The sequence below is a fragment of the Pseudomonadota bacterium genome (genome assembly GCA_022361155.1).
Lineage (GTDB): Bacteria > Myxococcota_A > Polyangia > Polyangiales > JAKSBK01 > JAKSBK01.
Window position 1 is genome coordinate 1 of sequence record JAKSBK010000101.1, and the last position, 19499, is coordinate 19499.

Here is a 19499-nt window from a genome sequence, read left to right on the forward strand (position 1 = left end):
CGCTTGCCAGGGATTACGATGGATTCCCGCCGGCTCTGACGGCCGCTGGCGGTGTTGCCCCTCCTCGAACATGCGCTGTACTAGGCCGAGGAGTGTCCTGAAGTCGATGTTCCAGGACACTGGCGGGTAGCGGTGCGGAAGGTCTCCCCGAGGGCGCTTCAGTCCTGGCTGCTCGGCTCGGCAGTTGCCGTGGCGCTGGTCGCGAGTCTGTCGTTGCTGGTGCGATACGGGATGTCCCGCGTGAGTCGTCAGGCCGAGGTCGGCGACCTGCGGCTAAACGTGCGGCGAGCCCGGTGGCTCGTGGATCAAATGGAGCACGGGCAGCGTTACGGCAGGCCCCCGACGATGATGGAGGGGATGCCGCCGCACGGTCTGCTGCGCTTCAATGTCGAGTTCGTGCTCTTCAATGCAGGACGGTTGGCCGAGCGCTTCAAGCACGACGAGCTGCGTCTGCACAGCGAGGGCGGTCGCGTCTACGCACCTGCCTGGGCACAGTGGCCCACGCTAACGCTCCGGCCGGGTCAGTCCATCCATACGCTGGTCTACTTCGATGTCGAAGAACAGGACGATGCGCTCAAGCTCACGTGGCACCGCGAGGGCGCACACGGTCTGGTAGTCACCTACGCGCCCGGCCACCACGGCACTTCGGAGCGCACCGCACCGGTGCGCTGGCCCCCCATGGTCGACTGGCTGCCCCCCGGTAGCGCCGAGCGAGGCAAGCGGATCTTCGAGCAGCGCTACGGGTGCGTAGCGTGCCATGGCGACCCCGACCTGCCAGGCTCGGAAACGGTCGGACCCCACCTGGCCAGCATCGGCGAAGCCGCCGGCAGCCGCGTTTCGGGCCAGTCGGCTGCGCAATACCTCTACGCTTCGCTGCTGCGGCCATCGGAGTTCGTTCCAGAGCGCTGCGCCAAGAGTCTGCCGTGCCGGCGCCCGAGCCAGATGCCTCCATTCGCGGCGTTGCTCAGCGTGGAGGAAATGTCCGACCTGCTGACCTACTTGCTGCAACTGCGCTGACCCCGGAACTTCGTTGCGGGTCAGGGCTCGCTACGCGCGCGGGGCGGCACATCAGCGCCTCTTGGAGCTGGGCGGGCATGGGGTCCTGGTGACCATGACGACCGTGCGCTACGGTGACAGCGGGCCTCGGACCGACCTAATACCCGCCACAGGAATCCTGATCGCCTGGCCCCAGTCCTGGCGCCCGCTGGTGGCGTTGCGACCTCCTCGAATATGCGCTGCACGGCATCGAAATCAACCGCAGTCGTCGTCGGCCCGCCTTGCCAGCGACCGCCACTGCCGGCCCCACTAGCAGCCTTTGTGTTTCTGACGAGCGCCGCCAGTACGATGCAGGCCCAAGAGGTGTCGTCCCATCGGATGCCCGCGGCGCAGGCGTCCGAGAGCCCCGGCTCGCCAACTGCGCGCCAGGGCGCTGCGCCCGAGCCCTCGTTCCCCCCGTTGCAGGAGTCTTCGCAGTTTCGAGCTCCGGCGGCCGCGGCTGGCCTCGGTTCCGGGGGAACGACGAGCTCAAGGGCACGAGATTGGATGATCTTGCCCGCTGGCCTGTTCTCGCTGGGAGCGGGTCTCAACTACGTTACTGCGGACGGTGGGCTCAGTCCGCTGTTGCCGATCAAGTTCACCGATCTGGTGCTTCTGGACTTGGACGGCCGCTATTCCGTCGCTGGCAAGGCCGAGCTGCTTGCGGGTGTCTCGCTGCTTCCGAAGCAACCGAGCTATACGAACGAGTCACCGTGGCAGGGCGCCTACCTCGGTGCTCGACTGGGCTTTGCGAAGCGCTACGCCGCGGGCCTGCGTGCCGCTTTCGGGCCGCTCATGTTCGGCCCCGGCAGCTGGGGCACGGTCGAGACCGGGCTTCAGGGACGCAGCACCCTCAGCAGCGCAGTGCTGTTTCAGGGTGGTGTGGGCAGCGCAGCCACGTGGCTGTCGTATCGTCCCAGGACGAGCCGACCCTTTTGGATCGCCGAGGCGATGACAAGCGCGGAGATCGTGCTGCGCTCTCCCCAGGGGCAGTTCGCGGCCTGGGTCGGCTCCGAGTTCCGCTTTCCCTTCCATTCCACCCCCGGCAGGGAGCAGCCGGACCCCTCCAGCGGTCGATTCGTTGATGCACGTACCCGTGTCAATTTCCACGTTGGTACCGTGGTTGCGCTGGCGAGGAACTGGGACGTCTTCATGCGCTGGATCGTGGTGGATCGAGGCGATCTGGTACGCCCCAGTACGACGCTCCCCATTCTTCCAGGAGGCTTTGACCAGCGTCACCTGGTGATCGGGATGGTGCGCCGTTTTCGGGCCGAATCGAGTGACCGGGGACCCAAGCTCCCGCTTGGCTACTGATCGTGCGTAATTGGTCAAGACCGTGGCCGCGAAACTGAGCTCACCCGCAGCGGAACGCAATCGCAAGCCGATAGCCGGTGTGCTCGCACAGGTGCTGCCGGCCTCGGGGCGGGTGCTCGAGATCGCGAGTGGATCGGGCCAGCACGTGGCGTACTTTGGGCAACGCTTCCCTGCAATCGAGTGGCAGCCCAGCGACATCGACCCGGCGGCGATGGCAAGCGTCGAGGCAAGGCGCCTCGAAACGGGGCTAGGCAATATCCGCGTTCCGCTGCGTTTGGACGTGACCGATCCGTGCTGGCCTCGTTCGGCCCTTCGTGCGGCGACCGGCGCTTTGGACGCCATCTACTGTGCGAACATGATCCATATCGCGCCATGGGCGTCTTGCGAGGGGCTTTTTCGGGGCGCGCAACTGCTATTGAGCCCCGGGCAAGGAAGGCTCGTGCTCTACGGTCCCTTCGCCTTCCGGGGAAAGTTCACGGCTGAGAGCAACCTGAGCTTCGATCGCTACCTGCGTTCTCAGGACCCTGCCTGGGGTGTGCGTGACCTTGCGGAGGTGGAGCGATGCGGTGGCGCGCTCGGGCTCGTGCGCGAGCATTTGTTTCCGATGCCTGCGAACAACCATGTGGTGGTGTTCGTGCGGCGCAATGCGCGTCCGGTTTGCGATCCGGAACGATTGGCGCGATGATGTGCGCGATCGGGACGGGCCCATAGAGGCGAAAAGCTACTGGAGGAGACGATGTCAATCCGTTTGGGAGACACAGCACCGGACTTCACAGCCCAGAGCACCGAGGGGACCATTCGGTTTCACGAGTGGCTGGGAGACAGCTGGGGAGTCCTATTCTCGCACCCCAAGGACTTCACGCCGGTATGCACGACCGAGCTGGGTCGGGTTGCCAAGCTGAAGCAGGAGTTTTCGAGGCGGAACGTCAAGGTCATTGGCCTGAGCGTGGATTCGGTAGCCGACCACGACAAGTGGGCGTCAGACATCGAGGAGACACAGGGTGCCGCCTTGAATTTCCCTCTTCTCGGCGACCCGGACCGTAAGATCTCGACCCTGTACGACATGATCCACCCGAATGCCGACGACACCCTGACGGTGCGCTCGGTGTTCATTATTGGTCCCGACAAGAAAGTGAAGCTGACCATTACCTATCCCGCCAGCACCGGTCGCAATTTCGACGAAGTGCTGCGGGTTATTGATTCGCTGCAGCTCACGGCCGACTACAGCGTCGCAACCCCCGTGGATTGGACGGACGGACAGGACGTCATCGTCGTACCGGCGCTGAGCAACGAGGCCGCGAAGGACAAGTTCCCGAAAGGCTTTCGGGCGGTCAAACCGTATCTGCGCATAACGCCGCAGCCGAACAAGTAGTGCCCGTCCCCGGAGCTCCGGACTGCGCGTGTCGCAAGTCAGGCCCTCGCTTGGGAGCCCGAGTGGTCGGCGAGCCGAATTGCCTGCTGGTGCGGCGCTGCGCGCGGGTGTTGCTGGGTTGCTGGCTCGTCGCATGCGGCTGCGGATCCGAGTCGTCGCCAAGGGCGTCCCGCCAGCTTGGGTCGTGGTCGGCCCGGCAGGCTGCAGAGCCGGGTCGAGAGCGCCTCGCCAGCGGCGCGCCCGAGGTCTTTGGCAGGGCCATTTCGCAGCGGCCCGGCGTGTCGCTCGGCGCGTTGTTGGCGGACCCTCGCGGCTACGCGGGTCGGGTCGTCACGCTGGCCGGGACAGTGCGGCGTGTCTGCCAGCGGCGTGGCTGCTGGCTCGAACTGGCCGAGGAACATGACCAGCGCCTTCCGGGCTGTCGCGTTACATTCAAGGATTACGCCTTCTTTGTGCCGACCGATTCGGCCGGTTCCCGGGCTCGAGTCGAGGCAGAGGTGGCGGTTCGACATGTCACCAGGGAGCAGGTGGCCCATTTGGAGGGTGAAGGAGCCCAATTTTCGCGCAAGCTGCCGGACGGCAGCGCGGAGGAGGTCCAACTGATCGCGTCCGGTGTCGAGCTCTGGCGCCGGCGCTAGAAGTGGGTGAGCCATGCGGGCCGGTCGGGAACGGAAGTTTCAGGCTATCCGCGTGCAGCGCGACGGAATAGCCTTGACCTCGTATTTGATACCATGACCAGGCTTGGCTCGGCGCGCTGAGCTGGGCGTAACCACGAACCGTCGGAATCGGTGGTCAGGGCGCCAGGTTGTGCGGTAGAAACATAGGCTGGTTCCGCAGCACCCTTGTCGACGCTTCAGGCGGACGACGGCGTGGTCTTTTCGGGACGGAAACGGACGGGAATCATGGCCTCCAAACCCATCGAGCTGCTCACCGGTAGCCACTCGATTCTGCTGGAAACCTCCGCGGGCGCGATCAAGCTCAGCATCGATGCCGACGCCGCACCCAAGGCGGCCACCAATTTCGTGCTCCACAGTCGCAACGGCTACTACGACGGCTTGACGTTCCACCGCGTCATTGATGACTTCATGATCCAGGGGGGTGATCCGGAGGGAAGCGGCCGTGGAGGCCGCAGTGTGTTCGGCCGGCCGTTCGAGGACGAGCAAAACAGCTTCGCCATGGAACGCGGGGTCATCGCTATGGCCAACAGCGGGCCCAACACCAACGGCAGCCAGTTTTTCATCATCCAGTCGCGCAGGGGGGCGCCACATCTCAGGGGCAAGCACACGGCCTTCGGTCGCGTAACCGAGGGGATGGAGGTGGTTGACGCGATCGCGACCGTGCAGACGGGTCCGGGCGATTGTCCCCTGGTTCCGGTCACGTTCACGCCTCGGGAGCTGTGATTGCAGGCGGTGGTGAACCGTGTTGGCGCGCACTCGCCCTGCACGGCATGCGCATCAACGGCAGGATCGTTCGGCATCTGCTGCGCGATGTTCGCCAGGCTCTTGGCGAGCGTCTCGACTGGTCTTTTATCGATGCACCGAACCCGGCCACAGGCCCGCCCCTGGGCCAAGTCGGCCGCCTGTGGCCCCGCGAGCCCTACTTCGAATGGTGGAACGCCCTCGAGCAGCCCGATGGAAGTGTCAGCTACCGGGGGGTGGAGGCGACACTGGTCCATATGAGACGGGTCTTGGCCGAACAAGGACCCTTCGATGTGCTGGTAGGCTACTCGCAAGGCGCAGCGCTGGCCGCTGTGCTGACTGCGCTGGCGGAAGGCGCTCACCGATCGGGGTCCGGTGTGCCCAGCCCGACTTGGCGGCTTGTCCTGCTATTCAACAGCGGCCCACCTCCGCGTGACCGCAAGCTGGAGCGTCTGTTCGAAGGCGCCCCACTGCGGACGCGCTCGGTTCACGTTCACGGGGGCCCCGGCGATCCCGGCTACGAAGAGCAAAAGCGCATGGTCGACCTGTGGTCCGCGGACACCCGTCAGGTCTACGAGCATGGGCAGGGACACGTACCACCCAGCCTGCGTGCCAGTCCCGGCATCATGGCAGCGCTAAGTGCTGCGGTAGTGCGGGCGTTGTAGCCGTGGCACCCAAGCGATCCCAGACAGCTGCGCCCCGACCGCTATCCTGTTGGTTTGCAGCCTCCCGTACGACCGCGGGCTGGCCGGTTTCCGAGAGACTCGGCTCCAGGGAGTGCTCCCGGGCAGCTGTCCTGGGGTTCGCCCTTGCAGTTCTGGGTGCGGTGGCATGCGGCAAAGGTGTGAGCTCGGGGGGGGGGCCGCCGCCCGGGGGTGCCGCAGCGACCGCAGGAGCAGCCGCCGGCGGAGCGGGCGCCGGTGGTGCAGGAGCGGGCACGGGCGCATTCGCTGGAGCGGGCGGGCAAGCCGCCCCGGCGGGCACGCAGGCGGCCGGATTTGGTGGTCTGGGGGCTTCGGCAGGCATGGGCGGTGCTGCTGGTGCGGGCAGCGGCCCGGCTGGTGCGGGTGCGGCCGGCGGCCCTGCGCTGCCGCTGCCCCTGCCGCCACCGCCGCCCGACGACCTCGCCAACCGGATGGTCTCCAGTGTCTGCCAAGCGCTGCTGAACTGCTCGGCGCTGCTCAGCGAGATCTACGGGGCGGGATGCACGAGCCAGGTCCGTCCATTCCTTGTCCACGGTGACCTGGGGTTTCTCGCATCGCTCATCTCGAGAGGAAAGGTGCTCTACGACGGTAGCGGGGTCGATGCATGCTTGGCGGCTGTGGCCGGCGCCACCTGCTCGGAGCTCGAGGAGCTCAGCAAGAGCTTTTCCAACTTGGGCGCGGTGTTCCCTGCGGAGTGCGGTGGCCTCATGGCCGGCACCGTCGCTACCGGAGGTGCGTGCACGGCGCACATCGAGTGTGTGTCGCCCGGCTACTGCGATTTCTTCGCTGGAAGCTGCCCCGGCCAGTGCGCGCTGCCCGTCACCGCGGGCGGCTGCGACGATCCTGTGCAGTGTGCTACGGGCCTCGCCTGCTCGCCGCAGGGCAGCTGCACCCCCTCCCTGATGGAGGGCGAGCCATGCGCTTCCGGCCAGCAAGCGCCCGAGTGCATGCTCGGCCAGTGGTGCGTACAGGGGATGGCTATGGGCGCGCCGGCCGGCGTATGCACTGCGGACACGCAGGTTTGGACGGAGCCGGAGGGCTCTCCCTGTGATCCGAACGCGGGCCGCTTGTGCGAAAGGGGTCTTGTCTGCGCAGCGGACGTCGGGGGCATGCGGCTAAGCTGCGTACCGAAGGCGGCCAAGGGTCGGGCCTGCTGGCCGTTGTCGTTTCCAACCGACTGCCCGCGAGCCCAGTATTGCGCACCGGGTGCCATGGGCCCGACAGGCATGGGCACCTGCGCGCCGCGGCTAGGCGCTGGCCTGGCCTGCGACGATGCGAGTGCTTGCCGGTCCGACCTGTTTTGCGGCCCACCGCCCGGGGGATTCGATCCGGTCTGTCGGATGAGGCTGGCTGATGGTTTGGCCTGCAGCGACGACGAGGCTTGCCTGAGCCGCAATTGCCGGTCCGGCCGGTGTACGCCCCAGGGCATGTGCCTCGAGTAGCGACGCCTTGGGGGCTCGTGTCACGAGCCCTTAGTACTTGCTGACGAGCTCGAAGGCCGTCCTCGCCTGTTGACTGGGCCCTGCAAGCGTGCCGGATGCGAACACGCAGCCCGTGACTGCTTGCGTGAGGACCTGGCCCGAACCGAGCGTGAGGGAGAAGCTGACTCCGACGTCTTGGGGTGGCATGGGGCACGCGAATCCACTCTGCATGGCGGCCAAGAACTCGCCGTCGTCGAGGATCTGCAACAGAGCGTTTCGATCTTGCGGGTCGAGCGTGCTTGCCTTGGTTCCGGTGTTGTCCGTGACGCTGATCAGGCCGTTGGGGTCCAAGAGCCGGGTTGTGCTGCCGACGAAAGCGCTGCCGGTGCTGACCTCGAACGACTGCCAGCTGCTGCCAGCGCCCGATCCGGCGGCCCCCGTGCCTGCACCACCCACGCCGCCCACACCTGCCCCACCGGTTGCTGCGGCCCCGCCGCCGGACGGGTTGCCAAGGGGAAGGCCGGCCGCCCCCCCGGTTGCGCTGCCGGCCCCGCCGCCCGCGCCCGCACCGGTTGCCACGTTTCCGGCAGCTGCTGAAACCGGGGCGGTATCCCAGGGTCGAGCGATCTCCTCAGCGCCGGTGCAGCCGCCGAGGAGAAGCAGGGTTGCGGCCAGGGCGCGGGTAGAGAGTCTCGTGGGGTTTGCCATGTTCATGAATGGCGGTCAGCGCAGCCGGCCTTCGCTTTTTTCCGGCACCGTTTCCATGAGCTCCCGCAGGCGTTCGCGGTAGAGATGGCCGGGGAAGCGCTGCGAGAGCCCGGACGCGCGCGTGCGCGCAGCCTTAACCCTTCCGAGACGCATCAGGGCATCGACGATCAGCAACTCGCGTTCCACAACGAGATGGCCGTCCGGATAGGCCTGCTCGTGTTGCCGTGCTCGGTCAAGCGCTGCTTGCGGGCGAACGTCGAGGTTTCGGCGTGCCCGCGCGAGCAGCCTCGCCTCCACTACCAGGGTATCGGCGGCGGGATCGCTGGCTTGGTTCGGCGCGGTGATGTGATCGGCGACCCATCGCCTGGGTCGCGAAGCGCGGGCGGACCGGGAGGTGATTCGCTTGCGCACGGGGGGGCGCTCCATGGCCGGGACTTCCGTCGGCGCGGCCTTCGCAGCGGGAGCTGCAACCGGGGGACCGGCGCGTGCCGATGCCTCTGCCTGTTCGAGCGCCTCGGTTTTCGCGGGCGGCGCGGCCGGCTGCCGGTGAGCCTGTTCGGCCTGAGAGGCACTCGACTCCAAAAAGGACTCGCTCGGCTTGGGCCGGGTCGCTCGCTTGTAGACTGCCGCGCCCGCAGCCGAGATCACCACCGCCCCAAGGAGCATCCTGAGGCCGAGCGAAAGCGAAACCGCTTGGCTCTTGGCCAGCGCCGCGCTCTTCACGGCCGGGGCCGATGCCAACAAGGTCTGCTGCGCCGGTGTCCGAGTCGGCCTTGCGTGCCGCAGCAGCTCGCGCACGTCGGGTGCCGCGGTCGAATCCGAATCGAGCCAGCGCTTGGGCTCTTTCACGGCCGCCTCCGCCGCTGCCCCCGGACACGTTCGCGCTTCAGGCAGCGGGTGAAGCACGCGCGCGCGTTGTGGAGGCGCGAGTACACGGTGCCCACGGGGACGTTCAAGATCGCTGCGATTTGGTCGCAGCTCATGGCATCGATTTCGAACATGACGAACAGCGCGCGCTTTGCAGCCGGCATCGCATCGAGTACGCGCTGCAGCTGCTTGCGGGCCTGACGGGCCTCGAGCGCGCGCTCGGGGTCCCCTTCGGGGCTCTGCTGCTCCGGCCACGTCCCGTGCTGGGCTCGCTCGCGCTGGTTGTACGCCCGGCGGCGGTAGCCCGACGCGATCCTGAGGCAGATCCCAAACAACCACGAGCTCGGCTTGCATGAGCCGTCAAAGCTGCTGCGCCTGCGGAATGCGACGACAAAAACCTCCTGCAGCATGTCGGGCAGGTCAGCATCGCGTACGCCGAGTCGTGCCAGTGACTTCCAGACGAATTCCGCATTCTGGGAGTAGAGTGTGTCGAGGTGCAGTTCCTGGCTCGCCCGTGATTCCACGTGTGCGGCTGGCATCCTGGAGGCAAGCCAGGTTCCTTTCATGAATGCAGATGCGCGCCGCACGCCTTCACCCAAAGACCCCTTCAATCGAAATGGAGGCTGAGCCCTGCCGAGGTTCCCAAAGCCACCTGGGATTGCTGGAATACGAGGATTTCTTGTTCGCCGATCATGAATCGCTGGCGTGTGATGGGAGCCAGTGCTCGTATGCCGAGCTCGACGGCGAGCGGCGCGGTCCATGGCTTGAAGGCGCCCAAGAGCCCGAGGGAAGCCGCGATCCACGCTCGGTCGCCCGGACGGGTGGGTCGCCACGCCTCGAACACCACGGCGTGCAGTGCACCCACATGCACACCAGCACACAGGCTTCCGGAGAGTGCGAGGCCAGCGGCTGAACCGCTCGCGCACAGGCGCAAGGAGCCCGCGGTCAGACCGAACGCAAAATCGGTCGGCACCTGCTGCGTTCGGGTCTCGGGCCAGTAACTGACGGCGGCGTCCCAGCGCAGCCAGCGCCCCAGCCGAGTGCCGCCGCCGAGCTCGAAGCCGATTGCCGTGCCCGGCAGCAGACCCCTGCCGAGGGCGACCGCCGCGCCCAGGCGAAGCCCCCTCGTAGTTGAAGCGGAGGCTTGGCGAGCGCCTTGCTCTGGCGGCGATGCTGGCGGCTCGGGTGATGCGGCACGGCCTGGGGATGGATCCGAGCTCGGGCGGCTTGGCCTTGCTGCTGGATCGATCAGCAACGCAATCACGAGCGCCGTTGCTTCCAAGAGGGACGCGCAGGAGGTGGGGTGGCGTAGCTCGCGCGTGCCCACCAGAGCACCATCCGCATTGCGGGCGTAGATGGTGGCTCGAAATCCTGACTCGTCAGAACGCACCAGGCCTTCGATGAAGAGCGTGTCGGCTCGACCTTCGCGCGCTGCAAAAGCATCGCGGCGTAGCTCCGCATTAACCTGCTTGCGCACGCGTTGCGGATCAGGGCAGCTGTCCGCGCCGCCCAGGCGCACCCACGACAGGTCGGCCTGTTTCTGGGCGTTGACCGGGCGCGCGAGGGCGACTCCGCCGCAGCCTAGCAGCAGCCACAAGCCGACACGGGGCGCCTGGCAAGCAGCATGTGTGCCACCATGTGCCGAAAGGAACATAGGCAAGCAGGTATAGCAGCCGTACGCACTTTCTGTTCCACAAGGCTCGAACCTCGCCGGCGGCGCGAGCACCTCGACTCCCTCGACGCTTGCCACCGTGGGGGCAGTGGTTAGCTTGAAAGCACGGGGGCACAAACCGCGCAAACCAGGCGACTCAGCCTGTCATGGCGCTTTCAGCTATCGCGTTGCCGGAGGCGGCGGCTTCCGGTCGAGAGGAGGAGAATCATGCTGACTCGTTGGGATCCTTTTGCTGAACTGTCGCGTCTTCAAGACCAGCTCTTTCGCGGCTACGGTTCGGATGAGAGGCCAGGCTTTGTGCCGCGTGTAGACATCAGCGAAGACAAGAACGCCATCCGCTTGCGCGCCGAGCTTCCTGGCATGAAGGCGGAGGACGTCAAGGTTCATGTCGAGCAGAACCTGCTCACCCTGAGCGGAGAGCGTACGTTCGAAAAGGACGACAAGGCCGAGACGTTCCACCGTATCGAGCGCTCCTACGGCTCGTTCTCGCGTTCGTTCGCCTTGCCTGAGACGGTTGACACGGACCGCATCGAGGCGAGCTACCGCCACGGAGTGCTGCAGCTGACCATCGCCAAGAAGGCTCAAGCGCAACCTCGAACGGTCGCGGTCAAGGCCGTCCCGTAGGGCGCTGGACCGCTACAATCACGCGCTTCGTGGGGGGGCGCGTGACTCACTGACCGCCCCGACCCCGAGCGCCCACAGCAGCCTCCAGCCCGTGCTTTTGCGAAGCGAACGCTCTGCCAGGTACGCGGCGTCAACTTCCTCATTCTTGAGTCCGCCCTCAGGATGTGGCTCAATCGAAGGGACATGCAGGCTCGTCCACGCAGCTACGGTGCGATCACCAAGGCGGCCGTTGCACTGGTGGGAGCCGGCCTGGGCTTGCCAGTCGCTCTCGGCCAGCACCATCCAGCGGCGGGCGACCAACTCGAATGGACCCATCCGACACCGTACCGGGGCGTGGTGCCTGGCGCGGACCACCGGCCGCCCGGTCGAGCAAGACCGGGCGTGCGTCCCAATCTCGTGACCTGGCCGGGCTTTCAGGTTTCGCGCACCGGAGCTACCCGGTTGTTCGTTCAAACCAGCCGCCCAGCTCGCTTCAGCAGCCGGCAGCAGGCCGGCAGGCTGCTGCTGACCATGACCGGTGTGCGCGTGGCGGGTAACAACCGCAATGTGTTGGATTGCCGCTACTTCAATACTCCCGTGGATCGAGCGAGCTGGAAGCGAAGTGGCCGAAACCTCCTGCTCGAGATCGAGCTCCGGGTCGATGTGCAGCCCACGATCTATCAGCGGACCGGGCCTGCGGGTTACCATTTCCTTTTTGTGGAGTTTCCGAAGGGTGACTACCCAAAGCGTCAGCCCCGCGCTCCCGCGCGCTACAGGTAACCGTTCAGGCTCGCCGTCGTCGAAGTGAAAGACCCCCGTGAACGGTTACGGCTACGGCGGCGGATGGTGATTGGGACCCGACGCCCAGGGGGCGCACGGCTGCCAGCTCCTGCCGCTCCCGCCACCGGGCTGCTGGTCGCGGGTTTGCTTGCGTCGGGCTGTGAGGGCTCGCAGGGCAGCCGGCTTTCGAGCTTGCAAGAAGGCGGCCCCTTCCCCTTTGTGCGCTGCCTGGCGCAGGCTGCCGGATCCGCGCGCCGGTGGAGCTTGGGCTCGTTGCACTTCACCCTGCGGGACCGAGTGCTGCGCATCGAGGGCGTGCCCGTGCCGTCCCGGCTCGCGGTCTACTCAGGCCCCGCCTTTGGCGACCGGGGACTCGAGCAGGGCTTGCGGGCCGTTCGGTCCGCACGGCCGGACCTCGCTTTGCAGGTGGGTGGTCCGGGGGACACACCGGAACTCGCTGAAAGGGTGCTCGCGTTGGCCGCGCAGGGTGAGTTCCCAACGCTGGTGCTGGCCGGGGCTCGCGACCGCTGGGATGGCTTTGCGCGGGCCGCGCGGACCCTCGGGCCACAAGCTCGGGCACGCTTGGTCGACATCAGCTCCCTGCGAGCGATTCGTCTCGGCCGCCATACCTTGGTTCCCGTGGCCGGCGCCGTCGCAGGCCGCTACGCACTGCATGACGAAGCCTGTGGCGCCAGCGCGCGCGACCTGGCGGCGATTACCGCCCGGCTCGGGTTTCCCGAGCCGAAGGAGCGGCGCTGGCTGCTCGCGTGGCAGGCCCCTTCCGGAGCGGGACGCTTTGCGGTCGCCGCCACCGAACGAGGGCTGAACGCCGGCAGCTCGGCTCTGGCCTCCTTGTCGGCGGCGATCGGGGCGCGCGGAGGTTTGTTCGCGTGGCCTCACCATCAGGTGGGTCGGCCCGCGGCCGGCGCTGGCGAGCAGCGACCCGATCCCGGGCAGGCAGCCTCCGACCTTCGGGTCGTTGTCCCGAGAATCGCGGGTGCAAGTATGGTTCGCGACGATGGCACCCGCCTTGCACCAGGCTTTCTCGTGCTGCGGCTGGACAGCGAGGGGCTGGCAATAGAGTCGGTCTTGCGCAGTGATGCTTCGCAAACGCGAATTTGATACAAGCGGTCGTGGCCCGGGCGGGCGGGTTGAACCGTTTGACACACTTCGCGTGCTCCCTATAGTAGCGGGCCCTAACTGGCTCGCGGTGGAGGGAAACCGCGTGCGTATGGATCGCAGATCCTGCCATGCCCAGGTTCGTCTTCCAGCTGAAGGACATCCACGAAGCGGGGCGCAACTACTTGTATACGCTCGATCGGAGTTGGCTAACGGAGGCGCTGAGCGACTGCCCGCTCGAGGTGGATCGCGAGGGGGCGCCGGGACAGGTGCAGCTGCGCCTGCAACGCGACGGTGCGGATGTGCTGGTGACCGGGAGCGTGCGCGCGACCCTGCGGGCCGAATGCAGTCGCTGTCTTGGACCCGCACCCCTGAACGTGGACGCGGCCGTTGGCGCATTGCTGACCGCTCGTGGCCCGGCCTTCCGACCCGAGCCCGACGAGCTCGAGCTGACGCCCGAGGAGCTGGATCGTTCCTTCTACACCGGCTCGACGATCGTCCTCGACGGCTTGATCCGGGAGCAGTTGATCCTCGAGCTTCCGATGCAGCCCCTATGTTCGCAGGACTGTCCAGGGATTGCCGTACCTGACCGGCTGCGGCCCCCGCCGGGGGTCTTCGGCGAGCCCTGCGAAGTCGATCCTCGCCTTGCACCGCTCAAAGCACTCGGTGCCAAGGCCGACGATAAGGAGTAACACCGTGGCCGTCCCCAAACGACGAACCTCCCGCGCCAAGCGCGCCATGCGGCGTGCAAACCATGACCGGGTGCTTGCCGCCAGCCTGATTCCTTGCCCCAACTGCGGTGATGTCATGCTACCTCACCGCGTGTGCCCGGCTTGCGGGCACTACAAAGGACGCCAGGTGGTGCAGGTTGCCGAACAGGAAGATAGTTAGGGCCCGCCTTCGAAGCCTCGCGGCCATCGGGCAATCAAGCGGAAGAGGTCTCTGAGTGCCTGGCAGCGCCCGCGAACCCTGCACGCACATCCTTGGGACAGGTCACTACCTGCCCGCCAAGGTGCTGACCAATCGTGACCTGGAGCGTCTTGTCGATACGTCGGATGCCTGGATCGTGGAGCGCACCGGGATTCGCCAGCGCAGGGTGGCGGCGGATGCGGAGGCGTCGAGCGATATGGCCACCGCGGCCGCGCTTCGGGCGCTGGCCGCGGCCGAGATGAGCGCGGAAAGGCTGGACATGATCATCGTGGCCACCATTACGCCCGACATGCCTTTGCCTGCGACGGCGGTCTTCGTCCAGCAGAACATAGGGGCCCGAAGCAGCTGTCCGGCGTTTGACATCGCGGCCGCCTGCGCGGGTTTCATCTACGCCCTCAGCGTGGCCGATAGCTTCGTAAGGGCGGGGCAGGCACGCTACGTGCTGGTCGTGGGGGTCGAGCTGCTTTCTCGAGTCCTCAACTGGGATGATCGCACGACGTGTGTGCTGTTTGGCGACGGGGCCGGTGCGGTCGTCGTAGGGCCTGCCGCTGGCGAGGGCAGCGGCATCTTGTCGACACACCTGTACTCGGATGGATCCCTGGCCCACTCGCTCTGCATCCCCGGTGGGGGCTCTCGAACGCCGGTCAGTGTCGAGATGATCGACAAGGGTCTGCACCACGTGCATATGACGGGGCGGGACATCTTCAAGTACGCAGTCCGCAGCCTTGTGGACTCGGCGCGAACGGCCATGGAGGCAAACGGCATGCAGCCGAGCCAGGTACATTGGGTGGTTCCCCACCAGGCAAATATCCGCATCCTCGACGCCGTGGCTAACCGCTGCGGGATCCCGAAGGAGCGCTTCTGTATCAATATCGACCGCGTGGGCAACACCTCCAGCGCATCGATACCGATCGCGCTGGACGAGGGAGTGCGGGCTGGGACCATCGAGCGCGGGCAGCACCTGCTGTTCTGCGGCCTCGGCGGAGGGTTGGCTTGGGGTAGCGCCATGATGCGCTGGTGAGATAGGTAGGGCTGGATCGAAATGGCCATCAAATGTTCAGTCTAGACGGCAAGGTCGCTTGGGTGACCGGGGCTTCTCGCGGCATCGGTCGAGCCATTTGTGTCAGCTTGGCGCGAGCCGGCGCGTACGTGGTGGTCAACTATCCCGGGTCCTCCGAGGAGCCGGCAGCCAGCGAGACGCTGCGCATGGTGCAGGATGCGGGGGGTCGGGGGGAGCCACAGCTGTTCGACGTATCCGATCCAGAGCAAGTCGAGCGTGCGTTTGCCGAGGGCAGCGGCAGGCTGGGCCGGCTCGACGTTCTGGTCAACAACGCCGGGATCGCGCGAGACCAGCTGCTGCTTCGTGTCGGCGGCGAGGACCTCGAGCGAACCTGGGCGGTAAACGTAAACGGTGCAATATACTGCGCGAAAGCGGCAATTCGGCCTATGATTCGGGCCCGGCGCGGGCGCATCATCAACCTTTCCAGTGTGGTCGCGGAGTCTGGCAATCCTGGACAAGTCGCGTACTCGGCCTCAAAAGCAGCCGTAATCGGCTTGACTAAGACGCTCGCTCGGGAGTACGCCTCGCGCGGCGTTACGGTCAACGCCGTGGCTCCCGGGTTTATCGACACGGACATGACTGCTGGACTCCCGGAAGATTACAGGACGCGTCTTGTGGAGCAGACGCCGGCAGGTCGCATGGGCAATCCACAGGAGGTCGCCGCCGCGGTGCTCTATCTGAGCAGCGAGGAGGCGGCCTTTGTGACGGGACAGGTCATCCGCGTGAACGGCGGAATGTACATGTAGGCTAGCGTGGCGCCCCGAAGTCGGCGGCGACCGCAACGAGGTTGGGATGAGCATCGCGGAAAAGGTCAAAGAAATCATCTCGCAGCAGCTCGATGTCGATCTGGCAGAAACCAAGGACGATGCGCAGTTCATCGAAGACCTTGGGGCAGACTCGCTGGCGATCGTAGAGCTTGTGCTGGCTTTCGAGGAGCAGTTCGAGATCGACATCCCGGACGAGGACACCGAGAAGATCCGCACCGTGGGTGACGCTGTCAGCTACATAGAGGCTCACGCCAGCGCGGGATAGCCGGCGCCATCGCGCTCCGGCCAGCGCGTTCCAGGTGAGCACGAGCGGCCTGCGGAGGAGCCATGCGCAGAGTAGTCGTCACGGGACTGGGGGTAGTCAGTCCCTGCGGACTCGATACCGAGAGCACCTGGCGTGCGGTCGTGGCGGGCCAGAGCGGCATCGGTCCTATCACGCGTTTCGACGCCTCCGGCTTTGCCTCCCGCATCGCTGGAGAATGCGCTGGCTTTGCTGCCGAGAGGTACTTCGAGAAGAAGAGGGTTCGTGAGGGCGACCGGTTCATCCACCTGGCTGTTGCCGCTGCGCAGATGCTCATGGACAGCTCGGGCTTCGAGCCCACGGAGCAGGAGAAGGATCGCGTCGGTACGTTCGTCGGGGTCGGATTGTGCGGGCTCGAGCTGATCGAGCGCATGGCAAGCGTGCTGGCGCAGCGCGGTCCTCGCAAGATCACACCCTATTTCATTCCGGCCACGATCGCGAATCTGTCGGCGGGCCAGGTCTCGATACGCTGGGGCTTCCGTGGTCCCAGCTTCACCACGACCAGTGCCTGCTCCTCCGGCGGGCACGCCATCGGCGAGGCATTTCGCTGGATCCAGCGCGGGGACATCGACGCGGCTATTGCAGGAGGGGCAGAGTCGACCATCACGGGGCTGGGCGTGGGCGGCTTCACAGCCATGCGGGCCCTGTCGAGGCGCAACGACCAGCCGGCCGAAGCCAGCCGTCCGTTCGATCGGGACCGCGACGGCTTCGTCATCGCCGAAGGGGCGGGCCTGGTGCTGCTGGAGGAGCGCGACTCCGCCATGCGCCGCAGAGCCACGATCCATGCCGAGTTGGCGGGCTACGGGGCGACCGCCGACGCGTACCACATCACGCAACCGGCTCCCGAAGGGGCGGGTGCCCAACGCGCGATGCGGGCGGCGCTCGCGGACGCGCGCGTGAACACCGCCGAGGTCGACCACGTCAACGCGCACGCCACATCGACCCCAGAAGGGGATCTGAACGAGCTCCGGGCCATTCGCCAGGTGTTCGGCGACCATGCGGCATCCGGCGGGTTGTTGATTTCGGGCACCAAGTCCATGACAGGGCATCTGCTGGGAGCGGCGGGCGGGCTCGAGACGGTGCTGACCGCCCTGTCGGTCGAGCGGGGAATCGCCCCACCCACAATCAACCTGGATACACCCGACCAAGGCTGTGAGGGGCTCGACCTGGTAGCGCACCAGCCCAGGGAAGCGACGATTCGCGTGGCACTTTCGAACTCGTTCGGCTTCGGCGGCACGAATGTGAGTCTGGTGCTCAGGCGCCACGACTGAGCCATGCTCGAGCGATCGCTCAGCTTGGCCGTGGCCTCAGACCATGCTGGGTTCCGGCTCAAGGAAGCGCTCACGGAGTCCGCTCGGCACTGGGGGCTCGAAGTCACCGACCTCGGGGTCCACGACCCCGCGGTGTCGGCCGACTACCCTGACCTGGCGCACGAGCTCGCAGGAGGCGTGGCCGAGGGGCGCTTCGAGCGAGGACTGCTCGTGTGCGGTACGGGCCTCGGGATGAGCATCGTGGCAAACCGCCACCGGGGTGTGCGCGCGGTGGCGCTGAGCAACGTCTACAGCGCACGCATGAGCAGGGCCCACAACAATGCCAATGTCCTGTGCCTGGGAGAACGCGTCGTAGGTGTGGGCCTGGCTCGGGAGCTGCTTCGGGCCTTCCTCGATGAGCCCTACCTGGCCGGTCGCCACCAGGGACGACTGGACAAGGTCGAGCCCGGCTAGGGACCCGCATCGGCCGCCAGCCTCCAACACGGGTCCGTTGACTGCCGGCGTCCCGCGTGCCATTCGACGCTGGATGGGTCTTTTTGACCACTTGCCCGATTCCGCCGAGATCTACGAGGTAGGTCCCCGGGATGGTCTGCAAAACGAGGCAGTCGCGGTCGGGACGGTGCGGAAGATTCGCCTGATCGAAGCGCTCGTGGATGCGGGGCTCAAGCGCATCGAGATCACGAGCTTCGTGGCTCCACACTGGATTCCACAGCTTGCCGACGGCGAGGACGTTGCGCGTCTGGCGGGTCGCCGTGCCGGGGTGATCTTCAGCGCCCTGTGTCCTAACGAGAAGGGGCTGCAGCGCGCGCAACAAGTGGGCATGGAAGAGATCGCCGTGTTCATGAGCGCTTCGGAGACTCACAACCGCCGCAATATCAACAAGACGATCGACGAGACGCTCGGGGTGTTTGCTGGCTTCGTCCCCTCGGCGCGCGAGCTGGGGCTGCGAGTGCGCGGCTACCTGTCCACACTCTGGGGTTGCCCTTACGAAGGCGAGGTAGACATGGCGCGCGGACGTGCTCTGGCGCGTTCGTTGCTCGATCTCGGATGCTACGAGATCTCGCTGGGCGACACGCTGGGCGTAGGTACGCCGCTCCAGACCAAGCAAATCCTGGAGTGTTTCCTGGAGGAGGTGCCAGCGGACAGCTTGGCGCTGCATCTTCACGACACCCGCGGTCAGGCGCTTGCGAACATCCTGGTCGGCTTGGAGATGGGCATCCGTACCTTCGATTCGGCCATCGCGGGTCTTGGGGGCTGCCCCTACGCTCCCGGCGCGTCCGGTAACGTAGCCACCGAGGACCTCGTATACATGCTGCACGGCTTGGGCATGCAGACGGGTGTTGACCTCGAGCGCTTGTGGGATGCGGGACGGGTGGCCGAGGCCATCGTGTATAGGGAGCTGCCCGGTCGGGTCCACCGCGCGGGTCTACAGTCGTTGCGCCAGTAGGCCGACCGCATATCACCCGCTACCAGCGAGGAACCATGAGCTTGCCGATCCTAGCCTTTGCCACCCCCCTGTTTGGGCTTTCGTTGGGCCTGGAGCCAGCGAACGTCCTCCCGGCCCCCACGGCGTACCCCGCTGCCGCGGCCTACGTGCTCGATGCTCCCTTGGTTTCGCAAGGGGCCCGGCTGAACCGGGAAACAATCCCGAAGCGTTCCGAGTTTTCGCGCAAGTTGCGCCGGCGCGTGAAGCTCACGAAGCTGCACCGGCCCCTGGGCATCGCGACCTGGGCGGCCATGACCGCGACCGTACTAGCCGGTTTCATTCAGTATTACAATCTCTACGGACTCTTCGCTGATCAGGGTTCCAACCCGTGTGTGAAAGGGTCGGCGATCTTCGGGCAGTCGCAGTGTTCTGGCGCGCCGTGGATCCACCGGATCGGGGGCGTGACCACGGGCCTTCTCTATAGCGCTACGTTTACGGTTGCTTTGATGATGCCGGACCCCGACGACTCCGCGTCGGGCGATAGCAAGTTTGCCCGCACCCTGCGTGCGCACAAGACCCTGCGCTGGGTGCATCTTGCGGGGATGGTCACGCAGCTGACACTCGGTTTGGTGCTGGCGAATGGCATGTTCGGTCTGGACCGGGCAAACGACTATGGGAAGCTGCGTACCTTGGCGACAATTCACATGGGCACGGGTCTTGCGACCTGGGGC

At 66.3% G+C, this 19499-nt stretch carries 24 protein-coding genes; 20 read left to right on the forward strand and 4 right to left on the reverse strand.

Annotated features, from left to right (window positions below; genetic code table 11):
* Positions 1-132: 132 nt before the first annotated feature.
* The 8 genes from MJD61_03405 to MJD61_03440 all read left to right on the forward strand — a co-directional run bounded on the left by MJD61_03405 (position 133) and on the right by MJD61_03440 (position 7285).
* Positions 133-1017, forward strand: coding sequence for a c-type cytochrome (locus MJD61_03405; GenBank protein MCG8554322.1), 885 nt, complete (start codon positions 133-135; stop codon positions 1015-1017).
* Between the two features lie 525 nt (positions 1018-1542).
* The gene (locus MJD61_03410) at positions 1543-2349 is read left to right on the forward strand and encodes a hypothetical protein (protein ID MCG8554323.1); all 807 of its coding nucleotides are present in this window, start codon (positions 1543-1545) and stop codon (positions 2347-2349) included.
* 10 nt (positions 2350-2359) lie between these two features.
* Complete coding sequence (locus MJD61_03415) at positions 2360-3034, forward strand: class I SAM-dependent methyltransferase (protein MCG8554324.1); 675 nt, start codon at positions 2360-2362, stop codon at positions 3032-3034.
* Between the two features lie 51 nt (positions 3035-3085).
* Positions 3086-3721 carry a peroxiredoxin gene (locus MJD61_03420; GenBank protein ID MCG8554325.1) on the forward strand — a complete coding sequence of 212 codons (636 nt, stop codon included), beginning with the start codon at positions 3086-3088 and terminating at the stop codon, positions 3719-3721.
* Positions 3722-3783: 62 nt separating this feature from the next.
* The gene (locus MJD61_03425) at positions 3784-4359 is read left to right on the forward strand and encodes a DUF4920 domain-containing protein (GenBank protein MCG8554326.1); all 576 of its coding nucleotides are present in this window, start codon (positions 3784-3786) and stop codon (positions 4357-4359) included.
* Positions 4360-4623: 264 nt separating this feature from the next.
* Positions 4624-5121, forward strand: a complete 498-nt coding sequence (locus MJD61_03430) for a peptidylprolyl isomerase (GenBank protein ID MCG8554327.1) — start codon at positions 4624-4626, stop codon at positions 5119-5121.
* A gap of 47 nt (positions 5122-5168) precedes the next feature.
* Positions 5169-5804 carry a serine hydrolase family protein gene (locus MJD61_03435; protein MCG8554328.1) on the forward strand — a complete coding sequence of 212 codons (636 nt, stop codon included), beginning with the start codon at positions 5169-5171 and terminating at the stop codon, positions 5802-5804.
* A gap of 179 nt (positions 5805-5983) precedes the next feature.
* Positions 5984-7285, forward strand: a complete 1302-nt coding sequence (locus tag MJD61_03440; GenBank protein ID MCG8554329.1) for a hypothetical protein — start codon at positions 5984-5986, stop codon at positions 7283-7285.
* A 30-nt stretch (positions 7286-7315) separates the two neighbouring features.
* On the opposite strand, the gene MJD61_03445 is transcribed toward MJD61_03440, so the two are convergent.
* From MJD61_03445 to MJD61_03460, 4 genes are read right to left on the reverse strand one after another with little or no spacing between them, the layout of a single operon-like run.
* Positions 7316-7972, reverse strand: a complete 657-nt coding sequence (locus MJD61_03445; GenBank protein MCG8554330.1) for a hypothetical protein — start codon at positions 7970-7972, stop codon at positions 7316-7318.
* A 15-nt stretch (positions 7973-7987) separates the two neighbouring features.
* Positions 7988-8821 carry a hypothetical protein gene (locus MJD61_03450; protein MCG8554331.1) on the reverse strand — a complete coding sequence of 278 codons (834 nt, stop codon included), beginning with the start codon at positions 8819-8821 and terminating at the stop codon, positions 7988-7990.
* Positions 8818-9405, reverse strand: coding sequence for a sigma-70 family RNA polymerase sigma factor (locus tag MJD61_03455; protein ID MCG8554332.1), 588 nt, complete (start codon positions 9403-9405; stop codon positions 8818-8820). Before MJD61_03455 ends, MJD61_03450 begins: the two co-directional genes overlap by 4 nt.
* A gap of 41 nt (positions 9406-9446) precedes the next feature.
* The gene (locus tag MJD61_03460; protein MCG8554333.1) at positions 9447-10436 is read right to left on the reverse strand and encodes a hypothetical protein; all 990 of its coding nucleotides are present in this window, start codon (positions 10434-10436) and stop codon (positions 9447-9449) included.
* Between the two features lie 282 nt (positions 10437-10718).
* On the opposite strand from MJD61_03460, the gene MJD61_03465 reads away from it, so the two are divergent.
* From MJD61_03465 to MJD61_03520, 12 genes are all read left to right on the forward strand, one after another.
* Complete coding sequence (locus tag MJD61_03465; GenBank protein MCG8554334.1) at positions 10719-11135, forward strand: Hsp20/alpha crystallin family protein; 417 nt, start codon at positions 10719-10721, stop codon at positions 11133-11135.
* 183 nt (positions 11136-11318) lie between these two features.
* A complete protein-coding gene (locus MJD61_03470) occupies positions 11319-11894 on the forward strand; it encodes a hypothetical protein (protein MCG8554335.1) in 576 nt (191 codons plus the stop codon).
* 63 nt (positions 11895-11957) lie between these two features.
* On the forward strand, positions 11958-13016 hold the full coding sequence (locus tag MJD61_03475; GenBank protein MCG8554336.1) for a hypothetical protein: 1059 nt from the start codon (positions 11958-11960) through the stop codon (positions 13014-13016).
* 128 nt (positions 13017-13144) lie between these two features.
* On the forward strand, positions 13145-13705 hold the full coding sequence (locus tag MJD61_03480) for a DUF177 domain-containing protein (GenBank protein MCG8554337.1): 561 nt from the start codon (positions 13145-13147) through the stop codon (positions 13703-13705).
* A gap of 4 nt (positions 13706-13709) precedes the next feature.
* The gene (rpmF, locus tag MJD61_03485; protein MCG8554338.1) at positions 13710-13904 is read left to right on the forward strand and encodes a 50S ribosomal protein L32; all 195 of its coding nucleotides are present in this window, start codon (positions 13710-13712) and stop codon (positions 13902-13904) included.
* Between the two features lie 55 nt (positions 13905-13959).
* On the forward strand, positions 13960-14964 hold the full coding sequence (locus tag MJD61_03490; protein MCG8554339.1) for a ketoacyl-ACP synthase III: 1005 nt from the start codon (positions 13960-13962) through the stop codon (positions 14962-14964).
* Between the two features lie 32 nt (positions 14965-14996).
* Positions 14997-15749, forward strand: coding sequence for a 3-oxoacyl-ACP reductase FabG (locus tag MJD61_03495; protein ID MCG8554340.1), 753 nt, complete (start codon positions 14997-14999; stop codon positions 15747-15749).
* Positions 15750-15795: 46 nt separating this feature from the next.
* Complete coding sequence (locus MJD61_03500; protein MCG8554341.1) at positions 15796-16035, forward strand: acyl carrier protein; 240 nt, start codon at positions 15796-15798, stop codon at positions 16033-16035.
* Positions 16036-16097: 62 nt separating this feature from the next.
* Entirely contained in the window at positions 16098-17342 is a 1245-nt protein-coding gene (gene fabF / locus MJD61_03505; GenBank protein MCG8554342.1) for a beta-ketoacyl-ACP synthase II, read from the forward strand.
* Between the two features lie 3 nt (positions 17343-17345).
* Positions 17346-17795 (forward strand): ribose 5-phosphate isomerase B, encoded by a 450-nt coding sequence (gene rpiB, locus MJD61_03510; protein MCG8554343.1) that lies wholly within the window; start codon positions 17346-17348, stop codon positions 17793-17795.
* A gap of 73 nt (positions 17796-17868) precedes the next feature.
* Positions 17869-18789, forward strand: coding sequence for a hydroxymethylglutaryl-CoA lyase (locus MJD61_03515; GenBank protein ID MCG8554344.1), 921 nt, complete (start codon positions 17869-17871; stop codon positions 18787-18789).
* A 35-nt stretch (positions 18790-18824) separates the two neighbouring features.
* Positions 18825-19499 (forward strand): hypothetical protein (locus MJD61_03520; protein ID MCG8554345.1); only part of this gene is annotated, 675 nt, incomplete at its 3' end.